At 69.9% G+C, this 16,311-nt stretch carries 15 protein-coding genes; 9 read left to right on the top strand and 6 right to left on the bottom strand.

From position 1 onward, the window contains the following. Nucleotide 1: 1 nt before the first annotated feature. Together FM051_RS22290 and FM051_RS22295 are read right to left on the bottom strand one after the other, a co-directional pair. Nucleotides 2-280, bottom strand: coding sequence for a MoaD/ThiS family protein (locus FM051_RS22290; protein WP_238412567.1), 279 nt, complete (start codon nucleotides 278-280; stop codon nucleotides 2-4). Between the two features lie 7 nt (nucleotides 281-287). Then, on the bottom strand, nucleotides 288-1,352 hold the full coding sequence (locus FM051_RS22295; RefSeq protein WP_158846427.1) for a WD40/YVTN/BNR-like repeat-containing protein: 1,065 nt from the start codon (nucleotides 1,350-1,352) through the stop codon (nucleotides 288-290). A gap of 144 nt (nucleotides 1,353-1,496) precedes the next feature. Between FM051_RS22295 and FM051_RS22300 the strand changes: the two genes are divergently transcribed. Together FM051_RS22300 and FM051_RS22305 are read left to right on the top strand one after the other, a co-directional pair. Further along, the gene (locus FM051_RS22300) at nucleotides 1,497-3,203 is read left to right on the top strand and encodes an acyl-CoA dehydrogenase family protein (RefSeq protein ID WP_158846429.1); all 1,707 of its coding nucleotides are present in this window, start codon (nucleotides 1,497-1,499) and stop codon (nucleotides 3,201-3,203) included. A 292-nt stretch (nucleotides 3,204-3,495) separates the two neighbouring features. Beyond that, nucleotides 3,496-3,915: an ester cyclase gene (locus FM051_RS22305; RefSeq protein ID WP_158846431.1), complete on the top strand. Its 420-nt coding sequence runs from the start codon at nucleotides 3,496-3,498 to the stop codon at nucleotides 3,913-3,915. A gap of 82 nt (nucleotides 3,916-3,997) precedes the next feature. Here FM051_RS22305 and cspE read toward each other — a convergent pair whose 3' ends face one another. Continuing rightward, on the bottom strand, nucleotides 3,998-4,204 hold the full coding sequence (gene cspE / locus FM051_RS22310; protein ID WP_053717138.1) for a transcription antiterminator/RNA stability regulator CspE: 207 nt from the start codon (nucleotides 4,202-4,204) through the stop codon (nucleotides 3,998-4,000). A gap of 358 nt (nucleotides 4,205-4,562) precedes the next feature. Here cspE and FM051_RS22315 point away from each other — a divergent pair, with 358 nt between their 5' ends. Then, nucleotides 4,563-5,285 (top strand): hypothetical protein, encoded by a 723-nt coding sequence (locus tag FM051_RS22315; protein ID WP_158846432.1) that lies wholly within the window; start codon nucleotides 4,563-4,565, stop codon nucleotides 5,283-5,285. A gap of 6 nt (nucleotides 5,286-5,291) precedes the next feature. On the opposite strand, the gene FM051_RS22320 is transcribed toward FM051_RS22315, so the two are convergent. Further along, nucleotides 5,292-5,738, bottom strand: a complete 447-nt coding sequence (locus FM051_RS22320) for a pyridoxamine 5'-phosphate oxidase family protein (RefSeq protein ID WP_158846434.1) — start codon at nucleotides 5,736-5,738, stop codon at nucleotides 5,292-5,294. An 85-nt stretch (nucleotides 5,739-5,823) separates the two neighbouring features. Between FM051_RS22320 and FM051_RS22325 the strand changes: the two genes are divergently transcribed. Next, complete coding sequence (locus tag FM051_RS22325; RefSeq protein ID WP_158846436.1) at nucleotides 5,824-6,306, top strand: winged helix-turn-helix transcriptional regulator; 483 nt, start codon at nucleotides 5,824-5,826, stop codon at nucleotides 6,304-6,306. Here FM051_RS22325 and FM051_RS22330 read toward each other — a convergent pair. Both FM051_RS22330 and FM051_RS22335 read right to left on the bottom strand, forming a co-directional pair. Beyond that, entirely contained in the window at nucleotides 6,299-7,408 is a 1,110-nt protein-coding gene (locus tag FM051_RS22330; protein WP_158846438.1) for a sugar ABC transporter substrate-binding protein, read from the bottom strand. The genes FM051_RS22325 and FM051_RS22330 overlap by 8 nt on opposite strands. A gap of 331 nt (nucleotides 7,409-7,739) precedes the next feature. Next, nucleotides 7,740-10,685: a glycine--tRNA ligase gene (locus FM051_RS22335; protein WP_158846852.1), complete on the bottom strand. Its 2,946-nt coding sequence runs from the start codon at nucleotides 10,683-10,685 to the stop codon at nucleotides 7,740-7,742. Between the two features lie 790 nt (nucleotides 10,686-11,475). Here FM051_RS22335 and FM051_RS22340 point away from each other — a divergent pair. The 5 genes from FM051_RS22340 to FM051_RS22360 all read left to right on the top strand — a co-directional run bounded on the left by FM051_RS22340 (nucleotide 11,476) and on the right by FM051_RS22360 (nucleotide 16,294). Then, nucleotides 11,476-12,930 carry an LCP family protein gene (locus FM051_RS22340; protein ID WP_238412568.1) on the top strand — a complete coding sequence of 485 codons (1,455 nt, stop codon included), beginning with the start codon at nucleotides 11,476-11,478 and terminating at the stop codon, nucleotides 12,928-12,930. 73 nt (nucleotides 12,931-13,003) lie between these two features. Next, nucleotides 13,004-13,672, top strand: coding sequence for a SanA/YdcF family protein (locus FM051_RS22345; RefSeq protein WP_158846440.1), 669 nt, complete (start codon nucleotides 13,004-13,006; stop codon nucleotides 13,670-13,672). A 132-nt stretch (nucleotides 13,673-13,804) separates the two neighbouring features. Further along, complete coding sequence (locus FM051_RS22350) at nucleotides 13,805-14,287, top strand: helix-turn-helix domain-containing protein (protein ID WP_158846442.1); 483 nt, start codon at nucleotides 13,805-13,807, stop codon at nucleotides 14,285-14,287. Nucleotides 14,288-14,330: 43 nt separating this feature from the next. Next, nucleotides 14,331-15,581 carry a MurT ligase domain-containing protein gene (locus FM051_RS22355; protein ID WP_158846444.1) on the top strand — a complete coding sequence of 417 codons (1,251 nt, stop codon included), beginning with the start codon at nucleotides 14,331-14,333 and terminating at the stop codon, nucleotides 15,579-15,581. Further along, nucleotides 15,578-16,294 (top strand): type 1 glutamine amidotransferase, encoded by a 717-nt coding sequence (locus FM051_RS22360; protein WP_158846446.1) that lies wholly within the window; start codon nucleotides 15,578-15,580, stop codon nucleotides 16,292-16,294. Before FM051_RS22355 ends, FM051_RS22360 begins: the two co-directional genes overlap by 4 nt. Nucleotides 16,295-16,311: the final 17 nt, after the last annotated feature.

Genomic DNA, 16,311 nt, shown 5'->3' on the forward strand with positions numbered 1-16,311 from the left:
GTCAGCCGCCTGCGACCGACGGCAGGATCTGGACCTCCGTGTTCGGGGTGAGTTCGGTGTCGGAACCGGACAGCCGCCGGCACTCCTCGCCGTCCACGTAGAAGTTCACGTAACGGCGCAGGCCGGACTGCTCGTCGCGCAGCCTCCGGTCCAGCAGCGGGAACCGCGCGGCCAGGTGGTCGAGCAGGGCGCCCAGGGTGGCGGACTCCGGTAGGTCGACCTCCAGCTTGGCCTGGTTGCCGGTGGTCTGGCGGAGCGGGCCGGGGATCAGCACGAGCACTCGCAACTCACACCTCCGCTGCCCGAACGCACACCACATCGGGCAGGTGCTCGGCGATCCGCTGCCAGCTGTCGCCCTCGTCCGCGCTGCCGTACACCTCACCCGACCGTGATCCGAAGTAGACGCCCGCCGGGCTCGCCGCGTCGGTGCACATCGCGTCACGCATCACAGCCGTCCAGAAGCCGTCCGGCAGGCCGTTGCGCAGCGCCTCCCACGACGACCCGCCGTCCGGCGACCGGTACACCGCGCACTTGCCCTCGGGCGGGAAGCGGTCGCTGTCGGCGGCCAGCGGGAAGTTGTAGATCACCTCGGGCTTGTGCGGGTGGTTGACCATGGCGAAGCCGAAATCGGAGGGCAGGCCGTCGGCGATCGACGTCCACGTCTTCCCCGCGTCGTCGGACCGGTACACGCCGTGGTGGTTCTGCAGGAACAGCCGCTCGGGCACGGACGGGTGCCGGCTCACCTTGTGCACGCACTGGCCGAACTCCGGGTACGGGTCGGGCAGGAAGTACGCCTTGATACCGGTGTTGCTCGCCTCCCACGACGCCCCGCCGTCGAACGTCCGGTACACACCGCCGGTGGACATGGCCACGATCAGCTTCTGCGGGTCGGCCGGGTCGGGCAGCACGGTGTGGATCGCCTGCCCGCCGAACCCCTCGCCCCACTGCTCGCGGTGCGGGTGCTTCCACAGCCCGTCCACAAGGGAGTACGTCCGGCCGCCGTCCTCGGAGCGGAACAGCGCCGACGGCTGCGTGCCCGCGTACACGACCTCCGGGTCCGGTGTCAGCGCCAACTGCCACACCCGCTCCAGCGAGGCGCCCTCCGGGAACGCGATCGGCGCGTGGTCCGGCTCCTGCCAGGTCGCGCCGAGGTCGTCGCTCGTCACGACGGTCGGGCCGAAGTGGGAACTGCTCGCGCCCACCAACAGCCTCGGCCGCTCCCGGCGGTTGTCTATCGCTATCGAGTAGACCTCGGACATGGCGTGGTGCGGTCCGCTCAGGCTCCACGACCGCCGGTCCTCGCTGGTCGCGAGCCACAGGCCCTTGCGGGTGCCGATCGCGAGCAGGTGCATGGCGTCCCTCCCTGGTTTCGTGACACGTACCGATTTGTGACGTGCAGCACGCTACGCCCGGCCTCCGACAATTTCCGTCCACAGCCGAGGGACCGGATAAGTTACTGACTGGTAGCGTGCGGCGGCGAGGAAGGGAGAACCCCGGTGCTGTTCGACCCGAACACCTACGACGCCGCTCACCTGGACGCCGAGAGCCGCCGCCTGCTGCGCGCGACGATCGACTGGTTCGAGGAGCGCGGCAAGCGCCGCCTGATCGCGGACGACCAGGCCAAGGTCTGGTACGACGAGTTCCTGGACTTCGTCCGGCGCGAGAAGCTGTTCGCGACCTTCTGCACGCCGGCGTCCGAGGCCGACGGCAACCCGGACAAGCGCTGGGACGCCGCCCGCAACGCCGCGTTGAGCGAGGTCTTCGGCTTCTACGGCCTCCAGTACTGGTACGCCTGGCAGGTCACCGTGCTCGGCCTCGGTCCGATCTGGATGAGCGACAACGCCGTGGCCCGCAAGAAGGCCGCCGAACTCCTGGACGACGGCGCGGTCTTCGCGTTCGGACTGTCCGAGAAGGAGCACGGCGCGGACGTCTACTCCACGGACATGGTCCTCACGCCCACCGGCAGCGGCTTCACCGCGACCGGCGGCAAGTACTACATCGGCAACGGCAACGTCGCGGGCATGGTCTCGGTCTTCGGCCGCCGCGCGGACGTCGAGGGCCCGGACGGGTACGTCTTCTTCGCCGTCGACTCCCGGCACGAGAAGTTCACGCTGGTCAAGAACATCGTGGACTCGCAGATGTTCGTCAGCGAGTTCCGCCTGGACGACTACCCGGTCACCGCGGACGACGTCCTGCACACCGGCCCGGACGCGTTCAGCGCCGCCCTCAACACGGTCAACGTCGGCAAGTTCAACCTGTGCACGGCCTCGATCGGCATCAACGAGCACGCGTTCTACGAGGCCATCACGCACGCCCACAACCGCATCCTGTACGGCAAGCGGGTCACCGACTTCCCGCACGTCCGGCAGAGCTTCGTGGACGCCTACGCCCGCCTCACCGCCATGAAGCTGTTCGCCGACCGCGCGGTCGACTACTTCCGCAGCGCGTCCCCCGACGACCGCCGCTACCTGCTGTTCAACCCCATCACCAAGATGAAGGTCACCAGCGAGGGTGAACGGGTCGTCGACCTGCTGTGGGACGTGATCGCGGCCAAGGGCTTCGAGAAGGACACCTACTTCTCCATGGCCGCCCGCGACATCCGCGCCCTGCCCAAGCTGGAGGGCACGGTCCACGTCAACCTGGCCCTCGTGCTCAAGTTCATGCCGAACTACCTGTTCAACCCGGCCGAGTACGCCGAGGTCCCGACCAGGCACGACCCGGCGGACGACCAGTTCTTCTGGCACCAGGGCCCGGCACGCGGCCTCGGCAAGATCCGGTTCCACGACTGGGAGACCGCCTACCGCGACCACGCGCACGTGCCCAACGTGGCCCGCTTCCACGAGCAGGCACGGGCGCTGCGCACCCTGCTGACCACCGCCACGCCGGACGACGAGCAGCAGGAGGACCTCGACTTCCTGCTCAACCTCGGCCACCTGTTCACGCTGGTCGTCTACGGCCAGCTGGCGCTGGAGCAGGCGAAGATCACCGACTTGGACGCCGACGTGCTCGACCAGGTCTTCGACGTCCTGGTGCGCGACTTCTCGGCCTACGCCGTCGCACTGCACGGCAAGGCTTCGTCGACCGAGGCGCAGCAGCGGTGGGCGCTCGATCAGGTCCGCAAGCCCGTTGTCGATCAAGGCCGCTTCGAACGGGTGTGGAGCAAGGTGGCTGAGCTGTCCGGCGCATACGAAATGCGTCCATAAGCCGATCGCGCTAAGGCGGTGGCGGGTTCCCAGCGGGTTCCCGGCTGGTTCGCCACCGGTTCGCCACCGCCTTAGCGGCCAAACCGCACGGTAAGCGATTAAGTGCGTCCGGTAGGCGGTCACCGACACCGGCAATGGCACCAATCACACCACTCCGACCGGACGGATGCGGCCACCGCGCGCGGGTGAACACCGACAAGATCGAGAAGCCGACCACCCGATGCGTCTTGACTGGTGGGTCACGCCCGTGTTTCGTCGTCAGCTACCGACGAACCGGGAGGGAATCGCGCGCATGACCGCGTCCAAGGCACTGCGGGCCCTGCGGGAGGCGATCGTGCTGGAACACCTGGAGTCGGAGAACGAACACGAGTTCGACGCCGCTGTCGGCACCTTCGACCACCCGCACTGCGAGATCATCGCGACCGGGCAGGTGTTCGACGGCCACGCCGAGGTCGCCGGGTACTACGCCCGGCTCCGCGAGGCGTTCCCCGACCAGCGCAGCAGGCTGGTGGAGCTGCACCACGCCGACGACGCGGTGATCGTGGAACTGGAGCTGCAGGGCACCCACCTGGGCAGTCTCCACGGCGAGGAGCCCACCGGGCGGGCGTTCCGGGTGCGGACGACGGCGTTCTTCGTATTCGACGACGCGCGGCTGGTCGGCAAGCGCGTCTACGGCGAACAGGTCGGTCCGGCACCCGCCTTGACCACCTGAGGAGACGATTCAGGCCGCCAACCCCCGGTGGAGGGGTTGGCGGCCCGAAAAGATCCAGGTCCTGGTGGTGACCTGGATTAGGTCAGAGCGGTCGAACCGTCTGCGCCTGCGGGCCCTTCTGGCCCTGGCCGATCTCGAACTCCACCCGCTGGTTCTCTTCCAGGGTGCGGTAGCCGTTGCTCTGGATCTCCGAGTAGTGCACGAACACGTCGGCGCCACCGTTGTCCGGGGAGATGAAGCCGAAGCCCTTCTCCGCGTTGAACCACTTGACGGTGCCCTGAACTGCCATCTTGCTACTTCTCCTCTAACAGGTGCCGGATCGCGCTTGCGACCACCGGGTCAGCTAGGGCCCCGGCCCCTCCTGGCGAGGAAAGTTCGGCGCCCGCAACTCCGTTCCGCGAGCGTGGTGGAACACGAACACAGAAAGGTACGACCGAAGACAGTCAACCATGAGATCCCGCCGGCAGTCGAGCGGAAGAATGCGGCGAGTCGCACCGCTACGGTCCGCGAGACCCCGATCACAGGCGGTCTGCCGCGGCTGAACCGATGCCGCTCGGCGTCACCGCCACCGAAGGCGTCGCCGAGGACTCACCCCAGGTCCAGGGCGTGGTCAACACGAGGCAACCCCGTGGGGTGAAGATGGGGTCGTGCACTCGCTCGACCTCCCCCAGTCGCGGTTGTTGTTCTTCTTCCTGGGCCTCGTGGTCACCTTCGTGTTCATCCGGATCAGCGTCCGCCTGATCAGGGCCAAGGTGCGCTGGTGGCCGGGCAACATCACCCCTGGCGGGACGCACATCCACCACGTCGTGTTCGGCGCCGTCTTCATGCTGCTCGGCGGCGTGATCGGGTTGGCCGTGCCGGACGAGGAGCACGGGGTACGGGTTGCCGCAGCCGCGTTACTCGGCGTGGGCGCGGCACTCGTGCTCGACGAGTTCGCGTTGATCCTGCACCTGCGGGACGTGTACTGGACCAAGGACGGCCGACTGTCGGTCGACGCGGTGTTCCTCGCCATCGGGATGACCGGCCTGCTGCTGCTCGGCGCCCGGCCGTTGGGCTACGACGAGTTCTACGGCGAGGGCGTGGCCCTGCGCGTGCTGATCATCCTGGTCAACATGGGGTTCGCGATAGTGGCCCTCCTCAAGGGCAAGGTGTGGACGGGGCTGCTCGGGCTGCTGGTGCCGGTGCTGCCGGAGATCGGCGCGGTGCGGCTGGCCAGACCCGGCTCACCGTGGGCCCGCTGGCGGTACACCGAAGGCTCGCGCAAGCTGCGCCGCGCGTACCACCGGGAGGCCCGCATCCGCCAGCCGCTCATCCGGGTGAAGATCCGGGTGCAGGAGTTCATCTCCGGGCGGCACGACGAGGAGGGCTAGCGGACGTCAGTCGTCCGACTCGCCGATGTCGTTGGTCAGCCACCGCACCGGACGGCCGGTGAACAGGACGAACGTGCCCGACGGGTCGGCGGTCTCGCCCTCGGCGAACGCGCGGGCGTCCTCCTCCGGCAGGTACCGGCTCACCACGGCGTACACGTCGTCCGCCGACGGCGCCCGGTCCGCCCGTTCCACGACGCACTCGGCGGTCGCGTACTTGTACGGGTAGGTCGGCTGCTGCACGTTCAGGCTGAACGCCCCGGTGCGGCCCAGCAGGCGGGTCTTGCGGGCTTTGCGGCCCTGCGTGCCGGTGAAGAACGTGATCCGGCCGTCCCGGTAGGCGTAGAAGACGGGCACGGTCAGCGGCGGGCGGTCGTCGGCGGCGACGCTGAGGACGGCCACGTGCGGAAGGCCGAAGAACTCGTCCCGTTCGGTCTCGGTCATGGTGCGGGTCATGGGGACACACCTCCAAGTTCCTTTAGGGAACTGACCCTAGCAGGTACAGGTTCCCTAAAGGAACCCTCAGGGCTAGACTGGGGCCGTGCAACGGACCCGGTTCGGCGACATGACCTGCTCGATCGCGCGCACCATGGACGTCATCGGCGAGCCGTGGTCACCGCTGATCCTGCGGGACGTCTACGTGGGCATCGCCCGCTTCGACCAGCTCCAGGACGACCTCGGCATCTCCCGCAAGGTGCTCGCCGAACGGCTGAAGTGGCTGGTTGAGCAGGACGTGCTGGAACGGCGCGAGTACTCGGCCAAGCCGCCGCGCCACGAGTACGCGCTCACCCCGAAGGGCACCGAACTGGTCAACCTGCTGATGGTGATGGTGCGCTGGGGCGACCGCTGGACGGCGGGCGAGGCGGGTCCGCCCGTGCTCTACCGGCACCACGCGTGCGGCCGGATCGCGCACGTCGAGCTGCACTGCTCGGAGTGCGGCGAGCCGATGGGCCCCACCGACATCGACGTGCTGCCGGGCCCGGCCTCAACGCCCGGTGACGTCCGGTCGACCGGGATCAGTTGACCAGGATGCCCAGTTGCGCGCAGTCGTCCGCGGTGTCGCCCGCGCACAGGTCCGCCGGCTTGACCGCGCCCTCGGCCACCAGCGTCCGCACGTTGTCCCGGGTGATCAGGTCCGCGCCCAGCAGCACCGACTTCACGTCCCGCTTCGCCACCGGGTCACGGGTGTTGCCGGTGGCCAGGTCGTCCGCACCGCTCAGGTCGCCGCGGGCCACCGCGATGGCCAGCCGCGCCGCCGCCTCGGCCTCGTCGCGGATCGGCTTGTAGACCGTCATGCACTGGTCGCCGCGCAGGATCGCGCGCAGGCCGTCCAGGGTGGCGTCCTGACCGGTCACCGGCACCTTCCCGGCCAACCCCTTGGCCTTCAGCACCTCGATCGCCGCGCCCGCCAGCCCGTCGTTGGCCGCGACCACGCCGTCCACCACACCGCGGTTGGCCGCCAGCATCTGCTCGAACGTGGCCTTGCCGATCAGCGGGTCCCACTGCTCGATGGGCTTGCTGTCGACCAGCTTCAACACGCCCGCGTCGTACTTCGGGCCGAGCTTGCGGCGCTGGCCGTCGAAGAACAACGTGGCGTTGTTGTCCGTCGGCGCGCCCTGGAGTTCGATGATCTGCGCGGCCGGCTTGTTGCCCAGGCACTTCAACAGACCCTCGCCCTGCAATTCGCCGACGTTGATGTTGTCGAACGAGACGTAGTACTCGGCCAGGCCGCCCAGGCTGATCCGGTCGTAGTTGATGACCGGGATGCCCGCGTTCTTCGCCTTGCGCTCGACCGCCGCGCCGACTTCGGGGCTCAGCGGTGTCGTCATCAGCACTTTGACATTACGAGCGATCATGTCGTCGGCGATGCTGGTGAACTTCGTCTCGTCACCCTCGGCGTTCTCGATCACGCCCTCGATGCCCGCGAAGCCCAACGCCTGCTTGAGCAGCGGCGCGTCCTGCTCGTCCCACCGGTCCGACGAGGCGCGGTCCGGCAGGATCACGCCGACCACCGGTTTCGCCGCCCGGTTGCCGGTGGTCGGCGCGAGCGGGTCGACCGACGTCCCGCAGGAAGCCATGAACAGGACGAGCAGACCGCAGGACAGGACTCTGGGTAGCCTTCGCATTCGCCAACCCCTTGCACGGCACATCATCAACTACGGCGGAAACAGAATGTCGCGGAATTCCATCCCCTCGGAGCGGGTTAGTCAAGACGTAGCAACCCGATAGGGCCAAATGTCCGCGACGTCCGGTCAGTTGACCTTCGTGGAACATCGAATTCGCACGTCGCCGCGTTACCGAAGAGCCTTTTCTCACGCTCCGCACGCGATTGGTCACGCAGCCGGCACGCGCGCGGCAGAACCCCGCGACAACCGCCACACATATCCGTATACGGCGATCCCCGCCCACCGGTTCACCCGGAGGGCGGGGATCACGTCACGACGCGGAGGTCAGCGGTCAGCCGAGGGCGGTGCCCAGCGCCTGCCAGTCCAGCACCGGCGCGGCCAGGTCGCGGATCGCGGCCAGCAGCCCCAGCCGGGCCCGCCTCACGTCCGGGTCCTCGGCCATCACCAGCACCTCGTCGAAGAACGTGTTCACCGGCCCGGTCAGCCCGATCGCGGCGGCGGTGAACGCGGCCAGACCCGTGACACCGGCGGGCACGTCGGCCAGCGCCTTGTGCAACGCCACCTCGGCGGGCTCCACGAGCGCCTGCGGGTCGTACTCGCCCACCGTGTCCGCGGGCACGATCCGCCGCACCCGCTGCAACGCGGCCACCAGCGCGGCGAAGTCCGCGTCACCGGCCAACGCGGTCAACTGGGTCAACGTCGCGTCGGCCACCGCGGGCGCCTCGGCCAACGGCAGCACGGCGTTGACGAACCGGTGGTCGTGCCCGGCGTCCAGCAGCTGCTGCTCGTACCGCCGCACGGTGAACTCGCGGGCCACGTCGAGCGCCTCGGCCGACACCTCCAGCTCCTGGGCAGCCAGCGACAACGCCTTGGTCAGCGTGATGTCCTTCAGCTCCGGGAACGCCCGCAGCACGCTCACCGCGCCCAGCGCCGCCCGCCGCAGCCCGAACGGGTCGGAGCTGCCGGTCGGGTTGGCGCCGATGCCGAACAGCCCGGCCAGCAGGTCGAACCGGTCGGCCAGGGACAGCAGCGCGCCGGGCGTGGACGACGGCAGCGCGTCACCCGCCGAACGCGGCAGCTCCATCTCGTACAGCGCCCGCGCGACCTCCGGGGTCTCCCCCGCCCGCTCGGCGTACTCGCGGGCCATCACACCGGCCAGGCTGGACAGCTCGATCACCATCTGCGAGCCGAGGTCGAACTTGGCCAGCGCACCCGCCCGCACCAACGTGTCGTCGGCCGCGCCGACCACCTCGGCCAACCGCCCCGCGAGCGTCGCGATCCGACCCGCCCGGTCGGCCATCGAGCCGAGCTTGTCGGCGAACGTCAGCTTCTCCAGCCCGGCCTTCATGTCCTCCAACGGCGTGCGCAGGTCGGCACGCCAGAAGAACGCCGCATCCTCGTACCGGGCGCGCAGCACGGCCTCGTTGCCCGCGCGGACCAGGTCGGCGTCCACCTCGCCGTTGGCGACCGCCACGAAGTGCGGCAGCAGCGAGCCGTCCTGGGCGCGCACCGGCAGGTACCGCTGGTGCTTGCGCATCACCGTGGTGAGGATCTGCGCGGGCAGCTCCAGGTAGCGCTCCTCGAACGAACCGAGGATCGGCGTCGGCCGTTCGACCAGGTTGGTCACCTCGTCCAGCACGCCGTCGAAGTCCACCACACCGCCGACGGACGCGGCCAACTCCTCCGCCCTGGCCACGATCGCGGCCCGCCGCAGCTCCGCCGAGGCGTCGATGCCGTGCCCCGCCAGGAACTCCAGGTAACCGTCCGCAGTGGACACCTCGACCACGGGGACGTCGGCGGTGCGGTGCACGCGGGTCTTCGGCTCGGCGGCCAGCGAGGACACCGCGACCGGCACCGGCGTCGTGCCCAGCAGGGCGAGCAGCCAGCGGATCGGGCGGGTGAACGACAGCTTCGGGTCGTTCCACTTCATGTTCTTCTCGGAACGCAGCTCGGACACCACGTCGCCGAGCAGCCCGCTGAGCACTTCGACGGCGCCGCGACCGGGGTCGGTGCGCACGAGGGCGACGTGCTCGACACCGTTCTCGGTGACCCGGCCGAGCGCGTCGACGTCCACACCCTGACCGCGGGCGAAGCCCTGCGCGGCCTTGGTCGGGTTGCCGTCGGCGTCGAACGCGGCGGACACGCGGGGACCGCGCACGGTCTTCTCCGCGTCCGGCTCGCGCGGTGCGACGTCGGGCACCAGCACCACGATGCGGCGCGGCGTGCCGTGCACCTCGACCGCGCCGTGCGCCAGCCTGGTCGCGCCCAGCCTGTCCGTCACGGCCTTGCCGACCGCCTCGACGGTCCGGGTGACCTCGGCGGGCGGCAGTTCCTCGGTGCCGATCTCGAACAGCAGCGTGCTCGACTCGGTGACCTCGGCGAACGCCTCCGGCAGTGCAGCCGCGGCGGGCGCCTCGGCCAGGCCGAGCGGGTGGCCCAGCTCCTCACGGCGGGCCGCCCACAGCTGGGCGACCTCGCGGGCCAGACCGCGCATCCGACCGAACGCGCGGGCCCGCTCGGTGGTGCTGATCGCACCGCGGGCGTCGAGCACGTTGAACGCGTGCGAGCACTTCAGCACGTAGTTGTGCGCGGGCACGGGCAGCCGGGCGTCGAGCATCCGGCGCGCCTCGGCGGCGTACTCCTCGAACAGCCGCTTGTTGGCCTCGACGTCGGCGTCGTCCAGGTAGTAGCGGCTCATCTCGTACTCGGCCTGGCCGAACGCCTCGCCGTAGGAGATGCCGGGCGCGTAGGCGATGTCCTTGAAGTGGTCGACGCCCTGCAGCGCCATCATGATCCGCTCGATGCCGTAGGTGATCTCCACCGACACCGGGTCCAGCGTCATGCCGCCGGCCTGCTGGAAGTAGGTGAACTGGGTGATCTCCAGCCCGTCCAGCCACACCTCCCAGCCCAGTCCCCAGGCGCCCAGCGCGGGCGAGGCCCAGTTGTCCTCCACGAACCGCACGTCGTGCGCCCGGACGTCGATGCCCAGCGCTTCGAGGCTCCCGAGGTACAGCTCCTGCGGGTCGCCCGGGTCGGGCTTGAGGATGACCTGGAACTGCGTGTGGGTCTGCAGCCGGTTCGGGTTCTCGCCGTACCGCGCGTCGTCGGGCCGCACGCTGGGCTCGACGTAGGACACACGCCACGGCTCGGGACCCAGCACCCGCAGCACGGTGGCCGGGTTCAACGTACCGGCGCCGACCTCGGTGTTGTACGGCTGCACGACGACGCAGCCCCGTTCGGTCCAGTACCTGGTCAGCGCGAGCAGCGCATCCTGCATGGTCAGCACGGTGGCAGTCTACGAACGTGACGAGGTCGACCTCACAATCGGGTAACCGACCTGGTCAGTGCCGTTGATACCCGGTATCACGACTTGGCGCACACCGCTGCGCCACGCTGTTGGCAACCCGGACGACCCGTCGTGCGTCCATTAGGGCGAACCCGGGTACTTGGGAGGAGTGGGAGTGGACAACCGGCCGCCGAGGCCAGGCGAACCCGATGGGTTCCGCAGGCGACCTGTTCCCCCTCGGAGTCCTTCCGCAGGTCAACCGCCGCGGGCCGCGGGTGTGCCGCCGCGCGGCCAGGAGCCGCCGCGGCGTTCCGAGCCCCGGGAACGACTGGATCCGCCGCGCCGCGGACCCGAGCACCCAACGGGTGAACGTGGGCGCACATCGGGTGAACGGCCGCAGCGCCCCGCTCCCGACCGCGTGAACCCGCCCAGGTCCGGTGAACGGCCCAGGCCGGGCGACCAGGGCCGGGCAGGTGCGCCCAAGCCGGCCGAACCGGGCCGGGCGGGCACTCCCAGGGCGGCCGAACCGGGCCGCGCAGGCGCTTCGCGAGCGGCGGGTGCTCCCAGGCCGGCTGAACGCGCCAGGGCCGGCAGCGAGCCCGCCGACCGGCCGAAGCCGGGCGCCGAACGCCCCCGTCCCGCCACCGGTCAACGGCCGGCCGGCGGCCAACGCCCCACCACCGGTCAACGCCCCACCGCCGGTCAGCGGCCACGTCCGCCCGCCGGTCGCACCGGCCCACCACGCGGACGTCCGCCCGCACGTCGGACCAGCGGCGGTTCCGTGGTCGGCCGGACGATCCTCGCGTTCTTCTCGGTCACCGTCCTGCTGGGCACCGGCTACGCGTGGGCGAACTTCCAGTCGCTGCTCAACAACATCACGACCACCGACGTGATCAGCGAGGAAGGCGGCGGCGAGAAGCCCGCCGACGGCTCGATCGACATCCTGATGGTCGGCATGGACAGCCGCACCGACGCCAAGGGCAACCCGCTGCCCCAGGAGATCCTCAACGAACTGCACGCGGGCAACGAGAACGACGGCGGTCTGAACACCGACACGCTGATCCTGATGCACGTGCCGAACGACGGCGGCAAGGCCGTCGCGGTGTCGTTCCCCCGCGACTCCTACGTGGACATCGCGGGCGGTTACGGCCGACACAAGATCAACTCGGCGTACGGGTACGGCAAGAACGACGCGATCGAAGAGTTGAAGCGCAACGGCGTCACCGACCAGGCGCAGCTGGAGGTCCAGTCGCGCAAGGACGCCGCCAAGAACCTCATCACCACCATCGAGGACCTGACCGGCGTCACCATCGACCACTACGCCGAGATCAACCTGGTCGGGTTCTACGAGATCACCAAGGCCGTCGGCGGCGTGGACGTGTGCCTCAACCAGGCCACCCGGGACAACATGTCCGGCGCGAACTTCGCCGCCGGGCAGCAGAAGATCCAGGGCCGCGAGGCGCTGGCGTTCGTCCGGCAGCGGTACGGGCTGCTGCGCGGCGACCTCGACCGCATCGTGCGCCAGCAGGTGTTCATGGCGGGCCTGGCCAAGCAGATCCTGTCCGCCGGCACGCTGTCCGACCCCGGCAAGCTCAGGGCCCTGATCGACGCGCTGACCAAGTCGATCGTGCTGGACAAGGACTGGGACGTGCTGAAGTTCGCCACCCAGATGAAGGACCTGACCGGCGGCAACCTCAAGTTCGAGACGATCCCGACCGGCAACCCGGAGCTGGACACGCCCGAGGACGGCATGGCGGTCGAGGTCAACGAGCGCGAGGTGAAGCAGTTCTTCAAGAACCTCAACGCCGACCCGAACGCGCCGAGCTCCACCGCGCCCGCCATCGACAACGCGACGGTGACCGTCGAGGTCCGCAACGCCTCCGGCTCGCCGGGCCTCGCGGGCCGGGTGCTCCAGGCGCTGGTGGCCAAGAAGTTCGTCGACGGCGGCACCGACAACGCCACGGCGATGGACACGTCCGTGGTCCGCTACGGCGTGGGCGGCGAGGCGGGCGCCGAGGCCGTCGCACAGGCCCTGGGTGGGCTCGACGTCGAACAGGACAACAACGTCCCGGCCGGCCACGTCCGCGTGTTCGTGGGCAGCGACTACTCCGGTCCGGGCACGCAGAACCTCGCGGGCAGCCCGCTGGTCGGCCTGGACGGCGCGCGGCAGCAGCAGTCGGACACCGCGACGACCGAGCCGCCCATCACCGCGGACGGGGTGCGCTGCGTCAACTGACCTTCCTGACCTTCCCGACCTGACCATCCTGACCGGCACCGGTGCCGGGTCGACTGAACTTCGGGGGTAGTTCGTGGGTGACTTCATCGGGCGGTTGAGCTGGAAGCGGGTGCTGATCGCGCTCGGGCTGCTGGCCGTGCTCGCGGCCACACCGTGGGTGTGGGTGCAGAGCAGCAGCGCGGCCTACCGGCACGTGGCGGCGGACGTGCCGGACACGCCGGTGGCGCTGGTCCTCGGCGCGGGCCTGACCAGGGCGGGCACGCCAACGCCGTTCCTCGCCGGACGGCTGGACGTGGCCGCCGACCTGTACCGGCGCGGCAAGGTCGAGGTGCTGCTGGTCAGCGGCGACAACAGCACCGTCGACTACGACGAGCCGAGCGCGATGCGCACCTACCTGATCGGCAGGGGCGTCCCCGAGGACGCCGTGGTGGCCGACTACGCGGGCCTGGACACCTGGGACTCGTGCACGCGCGCCAAGCGGATCTTCGGCGTCGAGCGGGCGACCGTGGTGACCCAGGAGTTCCACCTGCCCCGGGCGGTGGCGCTGTGCCGCTCGGCGGGCATCGAGGCGTTCGGTGTGGGGCACGACACGTGGTCGCTGCACACGACGACCACCGCCTACGGCCACTTCCGGGAGACGATCGCGGCGGGCAAGGCGATGTGGGACGGGCTGGTGGCCAAGCCGGACCCCAGGTTCCTGGGTCCGCAGGAATCGGGCGTCACCAGCGCCTTGGAGCGTTGAAACGCTACTTTCCGTACCACTCGTATAGCCCAATCGGGCGATAAATCGGACTTCTCGCGTAATCGATCGGCATGTCGCGCTTTCCATCTCCGTGGGGTCTGTCGGGGCCCCGGCGGACTGGAGGACTTGACGGTGCAGATCGACACAGCGGCGTACCAACGCGTGCTCGGTGATGAGCTCCGCAGCCTTCGCAAGCAGCGCGGATGGACCCGCAAGGAGCTCAACCGCCGGCTGCAGAGCGAAATCTCGCTGCAAACGCTGGCCACCTACGAACTGGGCACCCGCCAGTGCTCGGTGGTCCGGCTGGTGGAGATCTGTGTTGCGCTGGGTGTGCCCGCGCACCAGGTACTCGCACGTGTGCACGAACGCGTGTTCGGGGACGCGCCGGCCGGGCACCTCTCGGTCGACCTCGCCGCGGTCGTCGCCGACACGCGACCGCAACTGCTGCCGCTGCGCCGCTGGGCGCAGGGCAGGCTCGCGCACCTCGTGCCCGGCCAACCGCCCGAGGTGCACCTCGACCTGCCCGCGTTGGAGTACATGGCCCAGTTGTGCCAGCTCAGCACAGTGGACCTGATCAGGACCCTGCGGGAGTTGGACGACCACCGATCCCGGTAGCATCGGGGGACCTCTCCCCTCCTCTGACCGTGCAGGAAGTCGCTTGCCGAACACTCCAGGTGCAGACCCAGCCCGCCTGCCGCTGCGCACCGCGGCCGCCGTGCGACTGGGCAACATGAGCTCCAAGCTGTCGCAGAAGATGGGTCTGGGCGCCGGTGGCATGATCGGCGGCCGGGTCGCGCTGCGGCTCGACCCGCAGGCGTTGGCGCACTTGACGTCCGGTCGCTCGGTCGCGCTGGTGACCGGCACCAACGGCAAGACCACCAGCACGATGATGCTCAGCCGCGCCGTGTCGTTCCTGGGCGAGGTCGCCACGAACCACGGCGGCGCGAACATGCCCGACGGGCACGTGACCGCGCTGTCCAAGCAGCCCGACGCGCCGTACGCGGTGCTGGAGGTCGACGAGGGGTACTTCCCCGAGGTCGTGCGGGCCGCGTCACCGGCCGTGGCGGTGCTGCTGAACCTCAGCCGCGACCAGCTCGACCGGGTCGGCGAGGTGCGCACCATCGAGAAGTCGCTGCGCACGGCGCTGGCGTCGGTGACCGGGGTCGTGGTGGCCAACTGCGACGACATCATGGTGACGTCCGCGGCCCGTGACTCGGCCAACGTGGTGTGGGTCGCCACCGGGACGGGCTGGCACAACGACGCCGCCTCGTGCCCGCGCTGCGGCGACCCGATCCGGTGGGAAGGCGAGCACTGGTTCTGCACCGGGTGCGACCTGGCCCGGCCGCGCCCCCAGTGGGTGACCGGTGACGGGTACCTGGTCGCGCCCAACGGCGTGAAGGTCGAGCTGTCGCTCCGGCTGCCGGGCAAGTTCAACCAGGCGAACGCGGTGATGGCCACAGCCGCCGCGGCGGCGCTGGGCGTGCCGGTGGAGGAGGCCGTGCAGCGGTTGCGCGCGGTGTCCAACGTGGCCGGTCGGTACCGGACGATCCAGCGGTCCGGGCACCGGGCCCGGCTGCTGCTGTCGAAGAACCCGGCCGGGTGGAGCGAGACGCTGACCGTCGTGCGCGAGGCCGACCACCCGGCGGTGCTCGTGATCAACGCGCACGAGGCCGACGGGCGTGACCTGTCGTGGCTGTGGGACGTGCCGTTCGAGCGGCTGCGCGGGCGGCAGGTCATCGCGTCCGGTGAGCGGGCGACGGACCTGGCCGTCCGGTTGACCTACGCGGAGGTCGAGCACACGATCGTGCCGGACCCGCTGCTGGCGATCGACGCCATGCCGCCGGGCCCGGTCGAGGTGATCGCCAACTACACCGCATTCCGCGACCTGAACGCGAGGGCCGCCCAGTGAGCACGAACAAGGTTCAGATCGCCCTCGTCCTGCCCGACCTGCTGGGCACGTACGGCGATTTCGGCAACGCGGTGGTGCTGGAGAAGCGGATGACGTGGCGGGGCATCCCCGCCGAGATCGTCAACATCCGGTTCGGTGAGCCGGTGCCGGAGTCGTGCGACATCTACGTCGTCGGCGGCGGTGAGGACACGGCGCAGACGCTGGCCGTGCGGCACCTGCGGGACCACCCCGGTATGCAACGTGCGGCTGCCCGTGGCGCGGTGATCCTCGGTGTGTGTGCGGGGATCCAGATCTTCGGCGAGTCGTTCACCAGGGCCGACCAGGTGACCCACCCCGGTCTCGGGCTGATCGACTCCACTTCGCACGCGGGGGGCAGCCGGGCCATCGGTGAGGTCATCGCCACGCCCGCCGGCGGTCTTTTCGAGGGCCTGCTGACCGGGTTCGAGAACCACCAGGGCCGCACCGTCCTGGGCCCGTCCGCCCAGCCCTTGGCGCACGTCAAGGTGGGCACCGGCAACGACGGTTCGGTGGAGGGCGCGGTGCAGGGCCGCATCCTGTGCACCTACCTGCACGGCCCCGTGCTGCCGCGCAACCCGCAGATCGCCGACCTGCTGATCGAGTGGGCCACCGGCGCCAAGCCCGGCCCCCTCGACCTCCCCGACGTGACCCGCCTGCGCACCGAACGCGCCAAGGCCGCCGGCGTCTCCCTCTGACCTGCCCTTTCCGTCCC

It is taken from the genome of Saccharothrix deserti, assembly GCF_009769385.1.
GTDB classification, from domain to species: domain Bacteria; phylum Actinomycetota; class Actinomycetes; order Mycobacteriales; family Pseudonocardiaceae; genus Actinosynnema; species Actinosynnema deserti.

Bases quoted from the DNA above. Each gene is read 5' to 3' on its own strand.
- FM051_RS22295 (WP_158846427.1), bottom strand. From the start codon at position 1,352: ATGCACCTGCTCGCGATCGGCACCCGCAAGGGCCTGTGGCTCGCGACC.
- FM051_RS22305 (WP_158846431.1), top strand. From the start codon at position 3,496: ATGACCGCGTCCAAGGCACTGCGGGCCCTGCGGGAGGCGATCGTGCTG.
- cspE (WP_053717138.1), bottom strand. From the start codon at position 4,204: ATGGCAGTTCAGGGCACCGTCAAGTGGTTCAACGCGGAGAAGGGCTTC.
- FM051_RS22320 (WP_158846434.1), bottom strand. From the start codon at position 5,738: ATGACCCGCACCATGACCGAGACCGAACGGGACGAGTTCTTCGGCCTT.
- FM051_RS22330 (WP_158846438.1), bottom strand. From the start codon at position 7,408: ATGCGAAGGCTACCCAGAGTCCTGTCCTGCGGTCTGCTCGTCCTGTTC.
- FM051_RS22335 (WP_158846852.1), bottom strand. From the start codon at position 10,685: ATGCAGGATGCGCTGCTCGCGCTGACCAGGTACTGGACCGAACGGGGC.